14 protein-coding genes are annotated in these 18,859 nt (G+C 72.1%); 9 read left to right on the forward strand and 5 right to left on the reverse strand.

Annotated features, from left to right (window positions below; genetic code table 11):
• Positions 1-640 (reverse strand): trypsin-like serine peptidase (locus VE546_RS17060; protein WP_414720508.1); only part of this gene is annotated, 640 nt, incomplete at its 3' end.
• 271 nt (positions 641-911) lie between these two features.
• Between VE546_RS17060 and VE546_RS17065 the strand changes: the two genes are divergently transcribed.
• The 3 genes from VE546_RS17065 (at position 912) to VE546_RS17075 (ending at position 5,825) form a co-directional block, all read left to right on the forward strand.
• A complete protein-coding gene (locus tag VE546_RS17065; RefSeq protein WP_324923153.1) occupies positions 912-2,924 on the forward strand; it encodes an IucA/IucC family protein in 2,013 nt (670 codons plus the stop codon).
• Between the two features lie 20 nt (positions 2,925-2,944).
• A complete protein-coding gene (locus VE546_RS17070) occupies positions 2,945-3,736 on the forward strand; it encodes a GNAT family N-acetyltransferase (protein ID WP_324923155.1) in 792 nt (263 codons plus the stop codon).
• Between the two features lie 76 nt (positions 3,737-3,812).
• Positions 3,813-5,825, forward strand: a complete 2,013-nt coding sequence (locus VE546_RS17075) for an ATP-dependent DNA helicase (protein WP_324923157.1) — start codon at positions 3,813-3,815, stop codon at positions 5,823-5,825.
• 90 nt (positions 5,826-5,915) lie between these two features.
• On the opposite strand, the gene lexA is transcribed toward VE546_RS17075, so the two are convergent.
• Positions 5,916-6,719 carry a transcriptional repressor LexA gene (gene lexA / locus VE546_RS17080; protein ID WP_324923159.1) on the reverse strand — a complete coding sequence of 268 codons (804 nt, stop codon included), beginning with the start codon at positions 6,717-6,719 and terminating at the stop codon, positions 5,916-5,918.
• Positions 6,720-7,113: 394 nt separating this feature from the next.
• Between lexA and nrdR the strand changes: the two genes are divergently transcribed.
• Both nrdR and VE546_RS17090 read left to right on the forward strand, forming a co-directional pair.
• Positions 7,114-7,785, forward strand: a complete 672-nt coding sequence (gene nrdR, locus VE546_RS17085; protein ID WP_324923161.1) for a transcriptional regulator NrdR — start codon at positions 7,114-7,116, stop codon at positions 7,783-7,785.
• A gap of 114 nt (positions 7,786-7,899) precedes the next feature.
• Entirely contained in the window at positions 7,900-10,770 is a 2,871-nt protein-coding gene (locus VE546_RS17090; protein ID WP_324923163.1) for a vitamin B12-dependent ribonucleotide reductase, read from the forward strand.
• Between the two features lie 62 nt (positions 10,771-10,832).
• Here the strand turns inward: VE546_RS17090 and VE546_RS17095 are convergent, their stop codons facing one another.
• The 3 genes from VE546_RS17095 to VE546_RS17105 form a co-directional block, all read right to left on the reverse strand.
• The gene (locus tag VE546_RS17095; RefSeq protein ID WP_324923165.1) at positions 10,833-11,990 is read right to left on the reverse strand and encodes a hypothetical protein; all 1,158 of its coding nucleotides are present in this window, start codon (positions 11,988-11,990) and stop codon (positions 10,833-10,835) included.
• 421 nt (positions 11,991-12,411) lie between these two features.
• Positions 12,412-12,942, reverse strand: coding sequence for a TerD family protein (locus tag VE546_RS17100; RefSeq protein WP_324923166.1), 531 nt, complete (start codon positions 12,940-12,942; stop codon positions 12,412-12,414).
• Between the two features lie 295 nt (positions 12,943-13,237).
• Complete coding sequence (locus VE546_RS17105; protein WP_324923168.1) at positions 13,238-13,864, reverse strand: TetR/AcrR family transcriptional regulator; 627 nt, start codon at positions 13,862-13,864, stop codon at positions 13,238-13,240.
• Positions 13,865-13,982: 118 nt separating this feature from the next.
• Here VE546_RS17105 and VE546_RS17110 point away from each other — a divergent pair, with 118 nt between their 5' ends.
• The 4 genes from VE546_RS17110 to VE546_RS17125 all read left to right on the forward strand — a co-directional run bounded on the left by VE546_RS17110 (position 13,983) and on the right by VE546_RS17125 (position 18,845).
• On the forward strand, positions 13,983-15,422 hold the full coding sequence (locus tag VE546_RS17110; RefSeq protein WP_324923170.1) for an amidase: 1,440 nt from the start codon (positions 13,983-13,985) through the stop codon (positions 15,420-15,422).
• A 43-nt stretch (positions 15,423-15,465) separates the two neighbouring features.
• On the forward strand, positions 15,466-16,074 hold the full coding sequence (locus tag VE546_RS17115; RefSeq protein ID WP_324923172.1) for a YdbC family protein: 609 nt from the start codon (positions 15,466-15,468) through the stop codon (positions 16,072-16,074).
• A gap of 107 nt (positions 16,075-16,181) precedes the next feature.
• Complete coding sequence (locus tag VE546_RS17120; RefSeq protein ID WP_324923174.1) at positions 16,182-16,910, forward strand: histidine phosphatase family protein; 729 nt, start codon at positions 16,182-16,184, stop codon at positions 16,908-16,910.
• A gap of 432 nt (positions 16,911-17,342) precedes the next feature.
• Positions 17,343-18,845: a DUF4153 domain-containing protein gene (locus tag VE546_RS17125; protein ID WP_414720509.1), complete on the forward strand. Its 1,503-nt coding sequence runs from the start codon at positions 17,343-17,345 to the stop codon at positions 18,843-18,845.
• Positions 18,846-18,859: the final 14 nt, after the last annotated feature.

The raw sequence follows: 18,859 nt of genomic DNA on the forward strand, positions 1-18,859 counted from the left end.
CGATGTTGCGGAACCAGCCGCCGTCCTTGCCGGCGTGGACGCAGTGGCCGGCGGTGGCGACGAGGTTGGACTTGCCCGGGTTGCGGGGGTCCTTGACCACGGTGCCGGAGCAGACCATGGAGCCCTTGGGGGTGTCCATGAACACCTTGCCCACCGCCGGGGCGTTCTCCCGGTACGGCGCCGCGACCGGCTGGGCCTCCTTCGGCCGGGGCTCGGGGTCGGTGACGCCCTCGTCCGACGCGCCGCCGTCACCGCCGTCACCGCCGTCGATGTCGGAGTCGTCGACCCGGCGGTCGTTCTCCCGGGCGTCCTTCATCCGGTCCGGATCCCACAGGCCCTCGATGATGGGGTTGACGAAGTCCTTGGCCTCGCGCACCCACCGGTCCCTGTCCCAGTTCTTCCACTCCCCGTTCCGCCACTTCTCGGGGTCGAAGTCCTTGAGCGCGTCGGGCAGTTCCTTCGGCAGGCGGAGACCACCGGTGCCGTCGTCGGTGTTGCTCCCGTCCTGCGCGGAGGCGCTGGGTCTGGCGTTGGCGTCGGCCTCCTCGTCCGACGGGCCGCACGCGGTGGCGGTGACGGCCAAGGCCGCGACCACCGCCGCGGCGGTCAGCGCAGACCGCCCTCTGCTCACAGATGACATGGACGAAAATCCCCCTGAGATGGAGCGTTGTGCAGGTTGGTTTGTCATGAACCTCTCGGAACGAGGCGGCCCCCACTATGCCGGTGGTGGTGGGGACGGCACACGGCGGGTCCTCGGTTCCCGGCCCGCGGCGCACCAAGGATCTTGCCCGCGACCGTGATCCGACAGGGGCGGCGTCGTTGGTACGGGCGGAGATACGGCGCGCTCCGCCGTGCCACGGGAACCGGACGACCACGCACCGGTGCGGTGCCCTCACCCCAGGGAGACTTCCGTGAACGCATGCCCCGGTCCGGACGGAAGGACGACGCAGGAGCGGGTCCCCGCCGGTGAGCAGCCCGCCCGGTGGACCGACACGACCGACACGGCCGACACGACTGTCCCCCGGCAGCCGTACCGCGGCGGGACGGGCGCGGAAGACGGGACCGGCGCGAGTAGTGGGAGCGCGCCACCGCGCACCGGCGCCGGAGAGGGCGCCCGCGACCCGCTGGAGCACCCCGATCCGGCGCCGGCCGCCGACGCCGCGGCGAGCGAGAACCTGCTGCGCTGCTGGGTGCGCGAGAACGGCCTGGCCCCGGCCCGCGGCGAGGCCGTCCTCCACCTCGCGCTCACCTCCTGCGGCCTGGTGCTGCGGGTTCCCGTCCGCCACTGGTCCGCCACCGGCTGGCACCGCTTCGGACCGCCCGTCCTGGCCGGCGCCGCACCGGTCGGCGCCCTCCCCGGCGTCCCCTCCGCGGCGGCCCCCGTCGACGCCGTGACCCTCGCCGCCCTGCTGGCCCGCGAGGCCGCGCACCGCGGCGCCGCGGGCCCGGGCACCGGGGAGGCCGCCGACCTGGTCGGCCGGGTCGCCGACTCGGTACGGCGCACCGCCGTCTTCCTCGCCGACCGCCGCTCCCGCCCCGAGTCCCCGCCCGGCACCGACCCGTTCCTGGACGGCGAGCAGTCCCTGGTCCTGGGGCATCCGCTGCACCCCGCGCCCAAGAGCCGCGAGGGGCTCTCCGACGCCGAGGCGCGCGCCTGCTCCCCGGAGCTGCGCGGAGTGCTCCCCCTGCACTGGATGGCCGTCGACCGCTCCGTCCTGGCGGCCGACTCCGCCTGGACCGAACGCGGCCGGGCCGTGCCCGCCGAACGACTCGTCACCGAGCTGGCCGGCCCCGGTCTGCCGCTGCCCGGGGGAACCGTCCCGCTGCCGCTGCACCCCTGGCAGGCGCGCGAGGTGCGGCACCGCCCCGCCGTCGCCGCGCTGCTGGAGGCAGGGCTGCTGCACGACCTCGGCCCGCACGGCGCGCCGTGGCACCCGACCTCCTCCCTGCGCACCGTCTACCGGCCCGGTGCCCCCGCCATGCTCAAGCTGTCGCTGGCCCTGCGGATCACCAACTCCCGCCGTGAGAACCTCCGCAAGGAGCTGTACCGGGGCGTCGAGGTGCACCGGCTGCTCCGCACCGGCCTGGGCGAGCGCTGGCGTGCCGCCTTCCCCGGCCGCCCCGGCTTCGACATCGTCCGCGACCCCGCCTGGCTCGCCGTCACCGACGGCCGGGGAGAACCCGTCGCCGGGCTGGACACCGTCATCCGCCACAACCCGTTCGGGCCCCGCGACGACGCCGTGTGCCTGGCCGGACTCACCTCTCCCCGGCCCTGGCCGGGCGCTCCCGGCGGCGAGCTGCGCTCCCGCCTCGCCGACGTCGTCACCCGCCTGGCGGCCCGCACCGGGCGGCCGGTCGCCGCCGTCGCCGCCGAGTGGTTCCTGCGCTACCTCCACGCCGTGGTGCGCCCCGTGCTGTGGCTGGACGCCGAGGCGGGCGTCGCCCTGGAGGCCCACCAGCAGAACACCCTGGTCCTGCTCGACGGCGACGGCTGGCCGGCGGGCGGACGCTACCGCGACAACCAGGGCTACTACTTCCGCGAGTCCCACCGCGGAGCGCTGGAGTCGAGGCTGCCGGGCATCGGCGCCGACAGCGACACCTTCGTCGCCGACGAGGCCGTCGACGAACGCTTCGCCTACTACCTGGGCGTCAACAACGTGCTGGGGCTGATCGGCGCGTTCGGCTCCCAGCGCCTCGCCGACGAGCGGCTGCTGCTCGCGGCGCTGCGCCACTTCCTCGCCGAGGCCGACCGCCCCACGGACGGCGGCCGCCGGTCACCGCTGCCCGCCCTGCTGCTGCACTCCCCGACGCTGCGCTGCAAGGCCAACCTCCTCACCCGGCTGCACGGACTGGACGAGCTGGCCGGACCGGTGGACACCCAGTCCGTCTACGTCACCGTCGCCAACCCCGTGGTGAAGCCCTGACCCGCACAGGAGACGCCGTCATGCCCACCGGTGGCCCACCGACCGAGCCCGCCGTGCCCGCCGTCCGGCACACGCCCGGAATCCGCGGCGCGTCCGGCACCCGCGCACCCTTCCACACCTCCAAGACCTCCAGCACCCCCGGCACCTTCCGCACCTCCAGCACGGACGACACCCTCGACCTGCACCTGCCCACGCAGTCGGCCGTGCCGTACGACGACGCGGCGGTCTCCCCGGCGCGGCCGGACCTGCTCGACACCGTCGCCGGCTGGGGACCGGTCGACACGGCCGCCGGCGTCTTCCGGCTCGTCCCCGTCCGCCTCGACCGCGACCTGCGGCTGATCACCGCATGGATGAACGACCCCGCCGTGGCGGCCTACTGGGGGCTGTCCGGGCCCAGCGAGGTCACCGCCGCCCACCTACGCGCCCAGCTCGGCGGCGACGGCCGCAGCGTGCCGTGCCTCGGCACGCTCTCCGGCGTCCCCATGAGCTACTGGGAGGTCTACCGTGCCGATCTCGACCCGCTGGCCCGGCACTACCCGGCACGCCCGCACGACACCGGCCTCCACCTGCTGATCGGCGGCGCCACGGACCGCGGGCGCGGCATCGGCACCGTGCTGCTGCGCGCGGTGTCGGACCTCGTCCTGGACAACCGGCCGAGGTGCCACCGCGTCATCGCCGAACCCGACCTGCGCAACGTCCCCTCCGTCGCGGCCTTCCTCGGCGCGGGCTTCCGGCTGGCCGCCGAGGCCGAACTGCCCGGCAAGCGCGCCGCCCTGGTGGTCCGCGACCGGAACCTGCGCGACGTCCTGTGACCAGCCCCTCGGCCACCGGGGCGTTCGCACCGTTCCCGGCACGGCTGTCGGCGGCGCCGCGTAAGGTGGCAGCCCTATGACCAAGCCCGCCCTCACCGATCTCCTCCACGCCGCCGTCACCGCCGTCGGCGGCACCGAACGTCCCGGCCAGGTGGCCATGGCCGAGGCCGTGGCCGAGGCCATCGACAACAACACCCACCTGCTGATCCAGGCGGGCACCGGCACCGGCAAGTCGCTGGGCTACCTGGTGCCCGCCCTGGCGCACGGCGAGCGCACGGTCATCGCGACCGCGACGCTCGCCCTGCAGCGGCAGCTCGTCGAGCGGGACCTGCCGCGCACGGTGGAGGCCCTGCACCCGCTGCTGCGCCGCCGGGCCGAGTTCGCCATGCTCAAGGGCCGCTCCAACTACCTGTGCCTGCACCGCCTGCACGAAGGGGTGCCGCAGGACGACGAGGACGGCCTGTTCGACCCCTTCGAGGCGGCCGCGCCCACCAGCAGGCTGGGCAAGGACCTGCTGCGGCTGCGGGACTGGGCGGACGAGACCGAGACCGGCGACCGCGACGACCTCACCCCGGGCGTCTCGGACCGCGCCTGGTCCCAGGTCTCGGTCTCCTCCCGGGAGTGCCTGGGCGCCACCCGGTGCGCCTACGGCGCCGAGTGCTTCGCGGAGGCGGCGCGCGAGCGGGCCAAGCTCGCCGAGGTGGTCGTCACCAACCACGCGCTGCTGGCCATCGACGCCATCGAGGGCGCGCCGGTGCTCCCCGGCCACGAGGTCCTGATCGTCGACGAGGCGCACGAACTGGTCTCCCGGGTGACCGGGGTGGCCACCGGCGAGCTGACGCCGGGCGGGGTGAACCGGGCGGTGCGCCGCGCGGCCAAATTGGTCGACGAGAAGGCCGCCGACCGGCTCCAGACCGCCGCGGAGACCTTCGAGCGGCTGATGGAGCTGGCCCTGCCGGGCCGTCTGGAGGAGATCCCGGAGGACCTCGGATACGCCCTGACGGCGCTGCGCGACGCGGCCCGCGCGGTGATCACCGCGCTGGGCAACACCCGCGACAGATCCGTGCAGGACGAGGACGCCGTCCGCAAGCAGGCGCTGGCGTCGGTGGAGGGCGTCCACGAGGTCGCCGAACGCATCCTCCAGGGCTCGGAGTACGACGTCGTCTGGTACGAGCGCCACGACCGTTACGGGGCCTCGCTGCGGGTCGCCCCGCTGACGGTCTCCGGGCTGCTGCGGGAGAAGCTGTTCGAGGACCGGTCGGTGATCCTGACCTCCGCCACCCTCAAGCTGGGCGGGGACTTCGACGGGGTGGGCGCCTCCCTGGGGCTGACGGCCGAGGGCCGCATCGCGGACGGGGACGCCGCCGCGTCCGGGGAGGGCGAGGAGGAGGCCGACGAGGCCGTCCCGCGATGGCGGGGGCTGGACGTCGGCTCCCCCTTCGACTACCGCCGGCAGGGCATCCTCTACGTCGCCCAGCACCTCTCCCCGCCCGGCCGGGAGGGCAGTCGCGGCGACATGCTGGAGGAGCTGGCCGAGCTGGTGCAGGCCGCCGGCGGCCGCACCCTGGGACTGTTCTCCTCGATGCGGGCCGCGCAGGCCGCCGCCGAGGAACTGCGCGGGCGGCTGGACTTCCCGATCCTGCTGCAGGGCGAGGAGACCCTGGGCGAGCTGATCCGCCGGTTCGCCGAGGACGCGGAGACCTGCCTGTTCGGGACGCTGTCGCTGTGGCAGGGCGTGGACGTGCCCGGGCCCAGTTGCCAGCTCGTGGTGATGGACCGCATCCCGTTCCCGCGCCCCGACGATCCGCTGATGAGCGCCCGGCAGAAGGCGGTCGAGGAGGCGGGCGGCAACGGTTTCATGGCGGTCGCGGCCACCCACGCGGCGCTGCTGATGGCGCAGGGCGCGGGCCGTCTGGTGCGGGCCACCGGGGACCGGGGCGTGGTGGCGGTGCTGGACTCGCGGCTGGCCCGGGCGCGGTACGGAGGTTTCCTGCGGGCTTCGATGCCCGACTTCTGGTACACCACCGACCGCAACCAGGTGCGCCGCTCGCTGGCCGCCATCGACGCCGCGGCCAAGGCGGCGGACTAGGCCGGAGGAGGGGCGCGGGGAACGTCTTCGGACGCATGTGTAGGCCCCGGGACCGGCGCAGTGGTCCCGGGGCCGGTCTCTGGGCCGTCCTCAGACGCGCCGCAGCACGGCGACGACCTTGCCGAGGATGGTGGCCTCGTCACCGGGGATGGGCTGGTAGGCGGAGTTGTGGGGGAGCAGCCACACGTGCCCGTCCTCGCGCTTGAAGCGCTTGACGGTCGCCTCGCCGTCCAGCATGGCGGCGACGATGTCGCCGTTCTCCGCGACCGGCTGACGGCGCACCGTCACCCAGTCGCCGTCGCAGATCGCCGCCTCCACCATCGAGTCGCCGACGACCTTGAGCACGAACAGTTCGCCGTCACCGACGAGCTGGCGCGGCAGGGGGAAGACGTCCTCCACGGACTCCTCGGCCAGGATCGGGCCGCCGGCCGCGATCCGGCCCACCAGGGGCACGTAGGAGGCGGCGGGCTTGCCGGTGGTGTCGGTGGTCTGGCTGGTGGGCGCGTCCGAGGCGCGCACCTCGTACGCGCGCGGACGGTGCGGGTCGCGCCGTAGGAAGCCCTTGCGCTCCAGCGCCATGAGCTGGTGGGCGACGGAGGAGGTGGAGGACAGACCGACGGCCTGACCGATCTCCCGCATCGACGGAGGGTAACCACGGCGCTGCACGGAGTCCCGGATCACCTCGATCACCCGCCGCTGCCGGTCCGTCAGCCCGGAGCTGTCGGCGCGGATCCCCGGTGGGCGGCCGGGCAGGGCGCGGGTGGGCTTGGGAGCGTCCGGGCCACCCGTGCCATCGGAAACGCCCGGGGCGGTGTTTGCTCCGTGCACATGATCGACCCGGCCCCGGGAACGGTCCCGTGCGGTGATGGCGGCGCTCTCTGCGGTGGTGGTCACGTCGGCCCCTCTCAAGCGGTTCTCCCTAGCTGGACAACGGTAGGTGCTTTCGAAAGGTTGCGCCAAACACACGTTCGAGTGAAATTTCGCAGATTAGCTGACGTGATCGCTGTGGTGGGTGTATGGCCCGGAGGTCGCTGTCGATCACTACGGTACCCTCTCGTACGCTTCTCGCCCCGGTGATTCCGGCCCGTACGGCGTGTTGGCCGTCGGCCCCCAGATGTAGTGGTTAGATAGGCGGCAGCCACCCAGAAGTTGTGGTCCCCCCTCCAGGAGAGCGGAGGGCATCCCCTATGCTGGTGGCCGCTTCGAGGGCCTCTCGCAGGGCACTCGGAGGCGTGTCCAACGCTGCGTTCGCGCTGCGCCGATCGAGGGTGAAGGAGGGTGGGAAGCGATGCACTGCCCCTTCTGCCGGCACCCCGACAGCCGCGTCGTCGACAGCCGCACCACCGACGACGGTGCCGCGATCCGCCGACGCCGCCAGTGCCCGCACTGCTCCCGCCGTTTCACGACGGTGGAGAACGCGTCACTGATGGTGATCAAGCGGAGCGGGGTCACCGAGCCCTTCAGCCGGGACAAGGTGATCGCCGGAGTGCGCAAGGCGTGCCAGGGACGCCCGGTCACCGAGGACGCGCTCGCCCAGCTGGGCCAGCGGGTCGAGGAGGCGGTGCGGGCCACCGGGAGCGCCGAGCTGTCCACGCACGACGTCGGTCTGGCCATACTCGGACCGCTGCGCGAACTGGACCTCGTGGCGTACCTGCGCTTCGCGTCCGTCTACCAGGCGTTCGACTCGCTGGAGGACTTCGAGGCCGCGATCGCCGAGCTGCGCGGAGAACGGGCCGGCGCGCGCGACGACCACGACAGGGGCGCCGGGGGCGACACCAGGACCCCGGACGGAGCCGGGAGCGGAGCCCCGGCCGCACACACCCCCGGAAGCGCCGCCGGAGGCCGGAGCCGCGGCGGCTCCGGTGACGGCAGTCGCACCGGGGACACCGGAGACGGCAGGGGCGCCGGGGGCGACGGAGGCCCCGCCGCGCCCCCTGCCCCACTGGCCGCCAGGGACTGAGCGGCACCACACGGACCCGACCGGAACGCTGCCGCGCTCCGGCCATCAGAACAGACACCACACCCCGGGAAGTCCCGGGCGTGTCAAGGCGTTATGCCTGTACAGGGAGGCGGAATGACAGAGACGACGAGCGACCCGGCACGAGGCTCCCGCTCCAGGGGGAGCAAGGCCGGCAAGGGTCTGCGATTCGAGCGCATCCACACCACTCCGGGTGTGCACCCGTACGACGAGGTGGTCTGGGAGCGCCGTGACGTCGTCATGACCAACTGGCGCGACGGCTCGGTCAACTTCGAGCAGCGCGGCGTGGAGTTCCCCGACTTCTGGTCGGTGAACGCGGTCAACATCGTCACCAGCAAGTACTTCCGCGGAGCCCTGGGCACGCCCCAGCGCGAGTACAGCCTCAAGCAGCTGATCGACCGCGTGGTGAAGACCTACCGCGCCGCGGGGGAGAAGCACGGCTACTTCGCCTCCCCGGCCGACGCCGAGATCTTCGAGCACGAGCTGACCTACGCCGTGCTCCACCAGATCTTCGCGTTCAACTCCCCGGTGTGGTTCAACGTCGGCACCAAGCAGCCCCAGCAGGTCTCGGCCTGCTTCATCCTCTCCGTCGACGACTCCATGGAGTCGATCCTCGACTGGTACAAGGAAGAGGGGATGATCTTCAAGGGCGGCTCCGGCGCCGGACTGAACCTCTCGCGCATCCGCTCCTCCAAGGAGCTGCTCTCCTCCGGCGGCAACGCCTCCGGCCCGGTGTCCTTCATGCGCGGTGCCGACGCCTCCGCCGGGACGATCAAGTCCGGCGGCGCCACCCGCCGCGCGGCCAAGATGGTCGTCCTGGACGTGGACCACCCCGACATCGAGGCGTTCATCGAGACCAAGGTCAAGGAGGAGGAGAAGATCCGCGCCCTGCGCGACGCGGGCTTCGACATGGACCTGGGCGGCGAGGACATCACCTCCGTCCAGTACCAGAACGCCAACAACTCCGTCCGCGTCAACGACGCCTTCATGAAGGCCGTCGAGGCCGGCTCGAAGTTCGGCCTGCGCGCGCGGCTGACCGGCGAGGTCATCGAGGAGGTCGACGCCAAGGGGCTGTTCCGGAAGATGGCCGAGGCCGCCTGGGCCTGCGCCGACCCGGGCATCCAGTACGACGACACCATCAACCACTGGCACACCTCGCCGGAGAGCGGCCGCATCACCGCCTCCAACCCGTGCAGCGAGTACATGCACCTGGACAACTCCTCGTGCAACCTGGCCTCGCTGAACCTGATGAAGTTCCTGCGGGACGACGACCAGGGCAACCAGTCCTTCGACGTCGAGCGCTTCACCAGGATCGTCGAACTGGTCATCACCGCGATGGACATCTCCATCTGCTTCGCGGACTTCCCCACGGAGAAGATCGCCGAGACCACCCGCGCCTTCCGCCAGCTCGGCATCGGCTACGCCAACCTCGGCGCCCTGCTGATGGCCACCGGCCACGCCTACGACTCCGACGGCGGCCGCGCGCTGGCCGGTGCGATCACCTCCCTGATGACCGCCACCTCCTACCGCCGCTCCGCCGAGCTCGCCGCGATCGTCGGCCCGTACGACGGCTACGCCCGCAACGCCGAGGCCCACCAGCGCGTCATGCGCCAGCACGCCGACGCCAACACCGACGCCAAGCGCATGGACGACCTGGACACCCCGGTGTGGGGCGCGGCCACCGAGGCCTGGCAGGACGTGCTGCGGCTGGGCAAGAAGAACGGATTCCGCAACGCCCAGGCGTCCGTGCTCGCCCCCACCGGCACCATCGGCCTGATGATGGACTGCGACACCACCGGCATCGAGCCCGACCTGGCCCTGGTCAAGTTCAAGAAGCTGGTCGGCGGCGGGTCGATGCAGATCGTCAACAACACCGTCCCCAAGGCCCTCAAGCGCCTGGGCTACCAGCCCGAGCAGGTCGAGGCGATCGTCGAGCACATCGCCGAGCACGGCAACGTCATCGACGCCCCGGGCCTGAAGCCCGAGCACTACGAGGTCTTCGACTGCGCCATGGGCGAGCGCTCCATCTCCCCGATGGGGCACGTGCGGATGATGGCCGCCACCCAGCCGTTCCTGTCCGGCGCCATCTCCAAGACCGTCAACATGCCCGAGTCGGCCACCGTCGAGGACGTCGAGGAGATCTACTACCAGGGCTGGAAGCTCGGCCTGAAGGCGCTGGCGATCTACCGCGACAACTGCAAGGTCGGCCAGCCGCTCTCCGCCAAGAAGAAGGAGGAGAAGAAGGCCGCCGCCGAGGAGACCGGGACGGAGAAGGCCGTCGAGTACCGCCCGGTGCGCAAGCGGCTGCCCAAGGGCCGCCCCGGCATCACCACCTCCTTCACCGTCGGCGGTGCCGAGGGCTACATGACCGCCAACTCCTACCCGGACGACGGCCTCGGCGAGGTCTTCCTGAAGATGTCCAAGCAGGGGTCCACCCTCGCGGGCATGATGGACGCCTTCTCGATCGCCGTCTCGGTGGGCCTGCAGTACGGCGTGCCGCTGGAGACGTACGTCTCGAAGTTCACCAACATGCGCTTCGAGCCCGCCGGCATGACGGACGACCCGGACGTGCGGATGGCCCAGTCGATCGTCGACTACATCTTCCGCCGCCTGGCGCTGGACTTCCTGCCCTTCGAGACCCGCTCGGCCCTCGGCATCCACTCCGCCGAGGAGCGCCAGCGCCACCTGGAGACCGGCTCGTACGAGCCGGCCGAGGACGAGGTGGACGTCGAGGGGCTGGCCCAGTCGGCCCCGCGCGAGGTCGAACCGCCCAAGCCGGTCGGCGCTCCCGAGCCGCAGGCTCCGGCCCCGGCCCCGAAGGAGGCCCACAGCTCCACCGAGCTGGTGGAGATGCAGCTCGGCCTCAACGCCGACGCCCCGCTCTGCTTCTCCTGCGGCACCAAGATGCGCCGCGCGGGTAGCTGCTACGTGTGCGAGGGCTGCGGCTCGACCAGCGGCTGCAGCTGACGGCGGGATTGACGGTTTCAGTCAGGCGGGAGACCACCGAGGGTGGTCTCCCGCCTCTTCCGTCACGCCCACGGGCGCTTCCGAGGACTTCTTCCGCGCGGAAATTCAGTTCCCTTGTATGCGGCGCGCAATGCCAGGAGCACATGGACACCTGTCAGCCCAAAGTCATGGACCCCTGCGCCGAATCCCTGGAGCCGCCAGTGCAGCCGAGGCTTGGGATAATCACCTTCTAATTCTTCCGCGGTATGGGAAGCATTTCCGCCTTGGACGTGGTCCGCGGTTTCCGGGCAATCCAGATCTATGACCAGGTTCCTGAGGAAAAGCGCACACTTCTCCGTGTCGAACAGGTGAGCGTGCTCCTCTGTCAGTACGAGTCCGACAAGGCCGCGCTTGCGCTCGTTCAGGAACAGTCGAAGAATTGCAGGAATTCGGCCGCACGTCCATGAGAATTCTGTTGTGCGCAGGTGTGTGCATGGAAACACGGTGTTGAAGAGCTCGCGCATCTCCCAGTTGAGGCCGACTTCGTGCTCGTGGAAGATCGCAACGATCTCTCCCTGATGCGCCAATGCAATGCCGTCCAGCATGCGGGCCCATGCTTCTCCGATGAACCGCCAGACTTCCCGCAGTTGATCGTAGAAATCTTCCGGCGCATCTCGTGCAAAGGCGCGAGATCGCTCTACTTCTTTGTCCGTCAAATGTGCTGTGACGTGTGACGGCTCCTGCCCCGTGGCTACTGCGGCCAGCCAGTTGAGTAAGAAGTGTTGGTTGACGTAACCCCGGGCTCCAAGCCATGAGGTAATACGTCGAGCGCCGCATTCCCTCTCTGTGAAATCCAGGAAAGCTGTGTATCGCTCTTGGTGCCGGCGCGGGGTCTTGCCGCTGAGTACCCATTCCGCGGCCAGCATGACGGGAATCCTGGAGGTCGGATGACATTCCAGTCGGGAGACGAGCGACTCACGCTCTTTCTGGCAGCGGCGCCAGAAGCCCGCAAGAGGACCGTCGGCGGCAGTGGTGAGTTCCTCGGAGCCCCGTCTCGCCTTGTTGAACACGGACAGATCAAGATGCTGGGCCTCAAAAAGCGCCGCAACTTTGCGGGTTGTTGCATCGAAGTGCAGAAGCGACTCGACAGCTTCCTGGTGATCCCGCAATGCGCCAGGAGGGCAGCAGCGGAAGGAGGTCGGCAGGACGCGATCCGCCATCGTTACTTCAACAGGCTGCACATGAACTTCCTGCCTGCTGCGGCTTCGGAGTTGGCTGCGGTCGGGGTCCCCGTGCCAGACACTGCCCGTTTTGCTGGCCCATGTTGTGACGCTCGCGCCCGCCCACGGACCCAGCGGCAAATCATTCAGCCCGAGGCCACTGTGATCCATTTGATCTTCACCGTGAAACGCGTTCCCCAACTGGACGCCCCTCCCCGCCTCAGCGGCACTTGTGGCTGCAGGAGTAGATCGGGGCACTGACAGAGCGGTGCATCGCGGGGAGAGGCATACCGCATGCCAGAAACAAAGTGGTCCCCACCAGTACGGCGGGCACCGCTGAGGCGGAAGGCGCCTGACCGGGGCGGTGGGACCGGAAAGCCGGTCCCACCGCCCCGGTCGTCTCCGGCGGCTGCCCCGCGCGGTGCGGCCCGCGGGCCGCGGTTCAAGAGGAGGCGGCGCCCATCAGCCTGGCGAAGGAGTCCGGGTCGACGTCGAAACCGCGGACGTCCTCGCGGAACTCCCAGACGCCCGAACCGTTCCGGGTGAACTCCGCGACGGTCGCGGCCGTCGCCCCGGAGACGGCGGTGAAGTCGTGCTTGGCCAGCTCCGTGTACCCCTCGCTGATCCGGACGCCGGTGTTCGCTATGTCGCCGAACGTCCTGCGGCCCCCGCTCTGCTGGATGGCCACGCCCACGACCACGCGGGCGTACCCGGGCGTCAGCCGTTCGAGTTCCAGCGTCATGACCTCGTCGTTGCCGAAGCCCTGGCCGGTCCTGCTGTCCCGGTTGAGGGTGATGGTGCCGTCGGGCGAGCGCCTGTCGAAGTGCACGAGGTAGACGGGTTCGCCGTGCGGGTCGTCAGCGGGGTAGACCCCGGCGATGATGTCGAGGTCGTGGGGCGGCGCGCCGGAGGGGCTGGGATCCCACCGGAGTGCCACCTCGACCTTTTCGACCCCCTTGTTGAGACTGCTCACCGGGCTCCCCTTCCTCGGTACCGGGCCGCCGCGGGACGTGTCCGCGCCTGGCCGACGAGCCCGCGGCCGGGTGCCCTTCCCCCGGCGCGGACAGGAGTCGAGCCCCCGGCCGGAGGACGTCCGCCCCGCGGACGCGTCCCCAACTGCCAGGGGCTTCAAGCTGCTTGTCCATGGTGCCACGTGTGCGTCCCGCGCCGGGCGGGAGCGTACGGTCCGCCGCGATCACGGGTGCGCCGGCGGTCGCCGCGGCGGACGCCCCGTCAGCGCGCGCCCGGTCGTGCGGTGTCATGCGGTGTCACGCGGTGGGGCGTGTCGCCGGGTGACGTGCGTCCGGCCGCCCGGGTTCCCACAGCCGGGCGAGCCGTTCGTCCAGGATCTCCAGGGCCGCCCCGGGGGAGAGCCGTCCGATCAGGACATGGGTGGTCAGGCCGTCGGCGAGGGCGAGCAGGGCGTCGGCCTCGCGCCCGGGGTGCGGGCAGGGCGGGTCGGCCGCCTCGGCGATCAGGCGCGCCAGGAGGGCGCGCAATTCGTCGTAGGCGCCGCGCACGACCGTCGCCAGCGCGGGGGTGACGGCGGCCTGCGCCACGAAGGCGAGCCAGACCCGGGCCTCCGCGCGGTGCTCCCCGGCCAGCAGGGAGACCTCGGTGAGGGTGTGGCCGAGGGCGGTCCGCGCGGACTGGGCGGGGGAGGCGGCGAGCCGGGCGCGGACGCGGTCGGTGATGCGTTCGCCCACGTGCGCGAGGGCGAAGACGAGCATCTCCTCCTTGGTGCGGAAGCAGCGCTGCACGGCTCCCATGGAGACCCCGGCCCGGGCGGCCACGTCGCGCAGGGTCACCCCCTCCAGGCCGCGTTCGTCGGCCAGGAGGCAGACGGCGTCGGCGATCCGCCGGCGGCGGTCGTCGTGGTCGATCCTTCGGGGCATGGCCGTGGCCTCACTTTTTCCGATGCGCTCGTATCGATTACAGGATACTTTTGTGATGCAAGCGCATCGGAACAAGCGGGGCCGCGGAAGCGGGGGAGCACCCGCGAAGGAGTGGGAGATGAACGGCGGCAGCGGTACGGACGGACCCCTGTGGCAGTGGGAGGCCGGCGCGATCGCGCGGGCGGTCCGCGCCGGCGAGGTGAGCGCGGTCGAGGTGGTCGACCGCCACCTGGAACGGATCGCCGTGGTGAACCCGCAGGTCAACGCCGTCACCCAGGTGCTCGCCGACACCGCCCGGGCGCGGGCCGCCGAGATCGACCGCCGCCGCGCGGCGGGAGCCGATCTAGGCCCGCTGGCCGGGGTGCCGTTCACCGTCAAGGAGAACATCGCGATCGGCGGGGTGCCGACCACCCACGGCGCCCGGTGGTTCCGGGACGCCACGGCCCGGGCCGACGCCCCGCCGGTGGCCCGGCTCCGCGCGGCCGGGGCCATACCGATCGGCCACGGCAACATGCCCACCCTCACGCTCGCCGGGATGCACTCCCGCAGCGAACTCTTCGGGGACACGGCCAACCCGTGGGACGCCCGCGTCACCCCGGGCGGCACCAGCGGCGGCGACGGCGCGGCCGTGGCCACGGGCATGGCGCCCCTGGGACTGGGCAACGACTCCGGCGGGTCGGTGCGCATCCCCGCCGCCTTCTGCGGCGTGGCCGGCCTCAAACCCACCGAGGGACGCTTCCCCGCCGACCACCGGATCGGGACGGAGGACCCGCCCCTGTGCGCCCAGACGATCCCGGTGGACGGCCCGCTGGCCCGTACGGTCGGCGACCTGTGGGCCGCCTTCGAGGCGCTGGCCGGCCCGGGGGCCGACCCGCGCGACCCGCGCGCCGTACCGGTGCCGCTGGAACGGCCGGAACCCGCCGGCGGGCCCGTGAGGGTCGCGGTGGTCGCCGACCCGGGCGGCCGGGGCGTGCATCCGTGGGCGCGGGAGGCGGTGGAGGCCGCGGCCTCGTACCTGTCGGACGCCGGGTACGCCGTGACGGAGGTGCCCGATGTGCCGATGCACGACGAGGCGCTGGAGGCGTACGGCAGGATGATCATGACCGAGTTCGGCATGACCTGGCCCGCGGTCCGGCGGATCCTCGGGGAGGGCGGACACCGCTACATCGAGATGTCGATGGCGCGCACCCCTCCGGTGGACCTGCCGGAGTACCTGCGGCTGACCGGAGTGCGGTTGACCGTCCGGCGGGCCTGGGCCGGGTTCCTCGCCGAGTACCCGCTGCTGCTCGGTCCCGTGTTCACCCGGCCGCCGGTGGAACCCGGCCTGGAGTCCCGGGACGAGGAGGGGCACCGCACCGTCACCGAGGCGATGCGGCTCTGCACCGTCACCAGCTTCGCCGGGGTGCCCGCCGTGGCCGTCCCCACCGGGATGCGGGACGGCCTTCCGCAGGGCGTGCAGATCGTCGGACGGGCCTTCCGGGAGGACCAGTGCCTGACGGCCGCGGCGGTGGTCGAACAGAGGGCCGGAGTCATCACCCCCATCGATCCCCGTCCGTGAGGAGCCATGCGATCAGCCACCGATATGGCCGTACGATGGCGCGGTGTTGGTCAAGTGGATGCGGTGCACGGTGGTCGACCGACGCGGCTTCGAACGGGGGCAGCGGAAGTGGGCGGGACTGCTCGGCGAGCCGGGTTTCCGCGCGCAGGGCGGCGGCTGGAGCCGGTCCCGGCCGGGTGTGGCGCACCTCTTCGGGTTCTGGGAGAGCCGGGCCTTCTACGACTCGTTCATGGCGCGCTCCCACGACCGGCTGGCGGCGGCGCAGAGCGGTACGTACAAGGACGCCCAGGTCCGCCTCTTCGAGTACCGCTTCGACGTGAAGGTGGGGTTCCAGCCGCAGTTCACGGACGCCGACCTGCTGCGCGTCGCCCACTGCAAGGTGCGCCGGGAGCGCATCGAGCACTACACCCTGATGCAGGAGAAGGTGTGGAACCCGGCGATGGCCGGATCGCCCGGGATGCTGCGGGGGGTCTTCGCCCAGGCGCAGGCCGAGGACGAGTTCCTGGTGCTGTCGATGTGGGACTCGGCCGCCGAACACGGCAAGTACCGCACGGAGCGGATCGAGCGGCTGGCGCTGCGCGCCCAGCTCGGAGCCGATGTCATGGCGGTCGCCGGGGACGTGATCGACCTCGAACCGGCGTGGACCGTCTGACGCGGGCGTCCGTGCCCGCGTGTACGCCCGCGTCCGTGTGCGCGTCCGGGCCCGGCGGTCCGGTCTCGCGGCGGGCCGCCGGGCCCGGACGCGCCTAGGCTGGACGTATGGCACGACCCCGGCGCATCGTCCTGGTCCGGCACGGCGAGTCGGAAGGAAACGTCGACGACTCCGTCTACGAACGGATACCCGACCACGCCCTGAGCCTGACCGAGCGGGGATTCCGGCAGGCGGAGGCGGCGGGGGAGCGGCTGCGGGCCCTCTTCGGCGACGAGCGCGTCTCGGCCTACGTCTCGCCGTACCGCCGCACCCACCAGACCTTCCGGGCCCTGCGCCTGGACCCGACGCGGGTGAGGGTGCGCGAGGAGCCGCGGCTGCGCGAACAGGACTGGGGAAACTGGCAGGACCACGAGGAGGTGCGGCGCCAGAAGGCGGCGCGCGACGCGTACGGGCACTTCTTCTACCGCTTCGCGCAGGGCGAGTCCGGGGCGGACGTCTACGACCGGGTCGGGGCCTTCCTGGAGAGTCTGTGGCGCAGCTTCGCCCTCCCCGACCACCCGCCGAACGTGCTGTTGGTGACGCACGGGCTGACCATGCGGCTGTTCTGCATGCGGTGGCTGCACTGGACGGTCGCGGAGTTCGAGTCGCTGTCCAACCCGGGGAACGGGGAGAGCCGCGCGCTGCTGCTGGGAGCGGACGGGCGCTACCACCTGGACCGGCCCTTCGAGCGCTGGACCACCCCCGAGTCGTACGCGGGACCGTACGAGGGGGAGTCCGCGGAGGCGTACGGCCTGTCCGGCTTCTACCAGCGCCCCGGGCGGCGCTCGCCCCGGTGAGGTCCGCCCCGGCGGGCCACCGCCGCTGCCCGGGCGCGCGCCGGGGGCGCGCTGGGCTCCGCCTTTTCACCGGGCCCTGTCCCGGTTCCTGTCACCGAGCCTCGTCCCCGGGCCTCGTCACCGATGTGTCACAGCGCGGTGCCCAGTGCCTCCGCGCGCCGGGGCGCGCACTACGGTGACGCCCGAGGCACCGCGTGATCACCACGCGGTGGGGGAGGGGAGCCCATGTCCGGCCAGTCGTCCGGCAGGCCCGCGGCGGGGGAACCGAAGGACACCGCAAAGGACACCGCAAAGGCCGGCGCGAAGGACACCGCAACGGGGGACACCGAACCACCGAAGATCCCCGCGTACATGACGCGGCAGGCCGGTGGGGGAGAACCCGGCGGAGGGGAACGGACTCCTGCCCGGACGCACGGACCGTCGTCCTGGTCCGTGCCCGAGCCGTCGCCGTCCGTCTGGCTGGAGGCGGCGGGGCCGGAGGAACCCGCGCCGATCAGGGCCGCCACCGTGTGGAGCGCGCTGGCCACGGGGCTGCTCGCAGCGCTGCTGCTCGGCGACGGACTAGGCCTGAACGTGCTGCTGGTCGCCGTGCCGGCCGCCCTCGGCGCGTACGCGGCCGCCCGCGCGGCGGGCCGCCGGATGCGTCCGTGGACGCTGGTGTGGGCCGTGGGCGGGCTGGTGCTGCTGCTCGTGCCCGCGCTGCGGGACGCGGGCTGGCCGACCTTCCTGGCCCTGGTGGCCGCGCTGGGACTGGGCTCACTGGCGCTGCACGGGACGCGCACCTGGCGCGGGACACTGCTGGGCTGTGCCGGGGTGTTCTGCGGTGCCGTGCCGGGAATCGCCTGGGCCTGGCACGGGCTGCGCGAGCGGGCGGAGGGCTCCCGCGACCGCTGGGGACCAGTGGTCCGTACGGGCGGGACAGCCGTCGGGCTGCTGGTGGTCTTCGGTGCCCTGTTCGCGGGGGCGGACGCCGCCTTCGCCGATCTGCTGGCCCGGATGGTGCCCGAGATGTCGCTGGGGGACGGACCGGTGCGCCTTCCGCTGCTCGTCCTGGGAGTGGTGGGAGCGCTGGCGGCGGCGCACACGGCCGCGGCCCCCTGGCGGTGGGACCGGATCGAGAGCACGCCGGGGCAGCCGCGCGGACGCGTGGAATGGGCACTGCCGCTGATCGCGCTGAACGTGCTGTTCGCCGTCTTCATCGTCATCCAGCTCACCGTCCTCTTCGGAGGCTACGACAAGGTGCTCGACGAGACCGGGCTGTCCTACGCGCAGTACGCCCGCCAGGGCTTCTGGCAGTTGCTGGCGGCCACTCTCCTGACCCTTGTCGTGATCGCACTGGCCCTGCGCTGGGCGCCGCGCGGGGCGGTCCGCGACCGGACCCTGGTCCGGGCCGTGCTGGGCACCCTCTGCGTGCTGACCCTCGTCGTGGTGGCCTCGGCGCTGCGCCGCATGGAGTGGTACGTCGACGCGTACGGCCTCACCCGGCTGCGGGTGTCGGCGGCCGGGATCGAGCTGTGGCTCGGCGTCGTCATCCTGCTGATCATGGCGGCCGGGCTCTTCGGGGGGCGCTGGCTGCCGCGCGCCGTCGTGGCGAGCGCCGGAGCCGCCGTGTTGTGCTTCGGACTGGCCTCACCGGACGCGCTGGTCGCCGAACAGAACGTCAAGCGGTTCGAGCGCACCGGCACGATCGATCTGGAGTACCTCCAGGACCTCTCCGCCGATGCCGTACCGGCCCTGGACGCCCTGCCCGAACCGCAGCGCTCCTGTGCCCTGTGGTACATCGCCGACGACCTCCGGGGCGCGGGCGACCCCTGGTACGCGACCAGCCGTGGCGAGGCACGGGCACGCTCCCTGCTCGCCGAGCGTCCCGTCGATCGGATCGCCCTGCCGTGCGGGCGCCTCGACGGGGAGGGACGGGCCCGCGACGCGTACTGAGCCGGCGAACCCGT

Origin of the sequence: Streptomyces sp. (assembly GCF_035644915.1) — a bacterium.
In the GTDB taxonomy this organism is placed as follows: domain Bacteria; phylum Actinomycetota; class Actinomycetes; order Streptomycetales; family Streptomycetaceae; genus Streptomyces.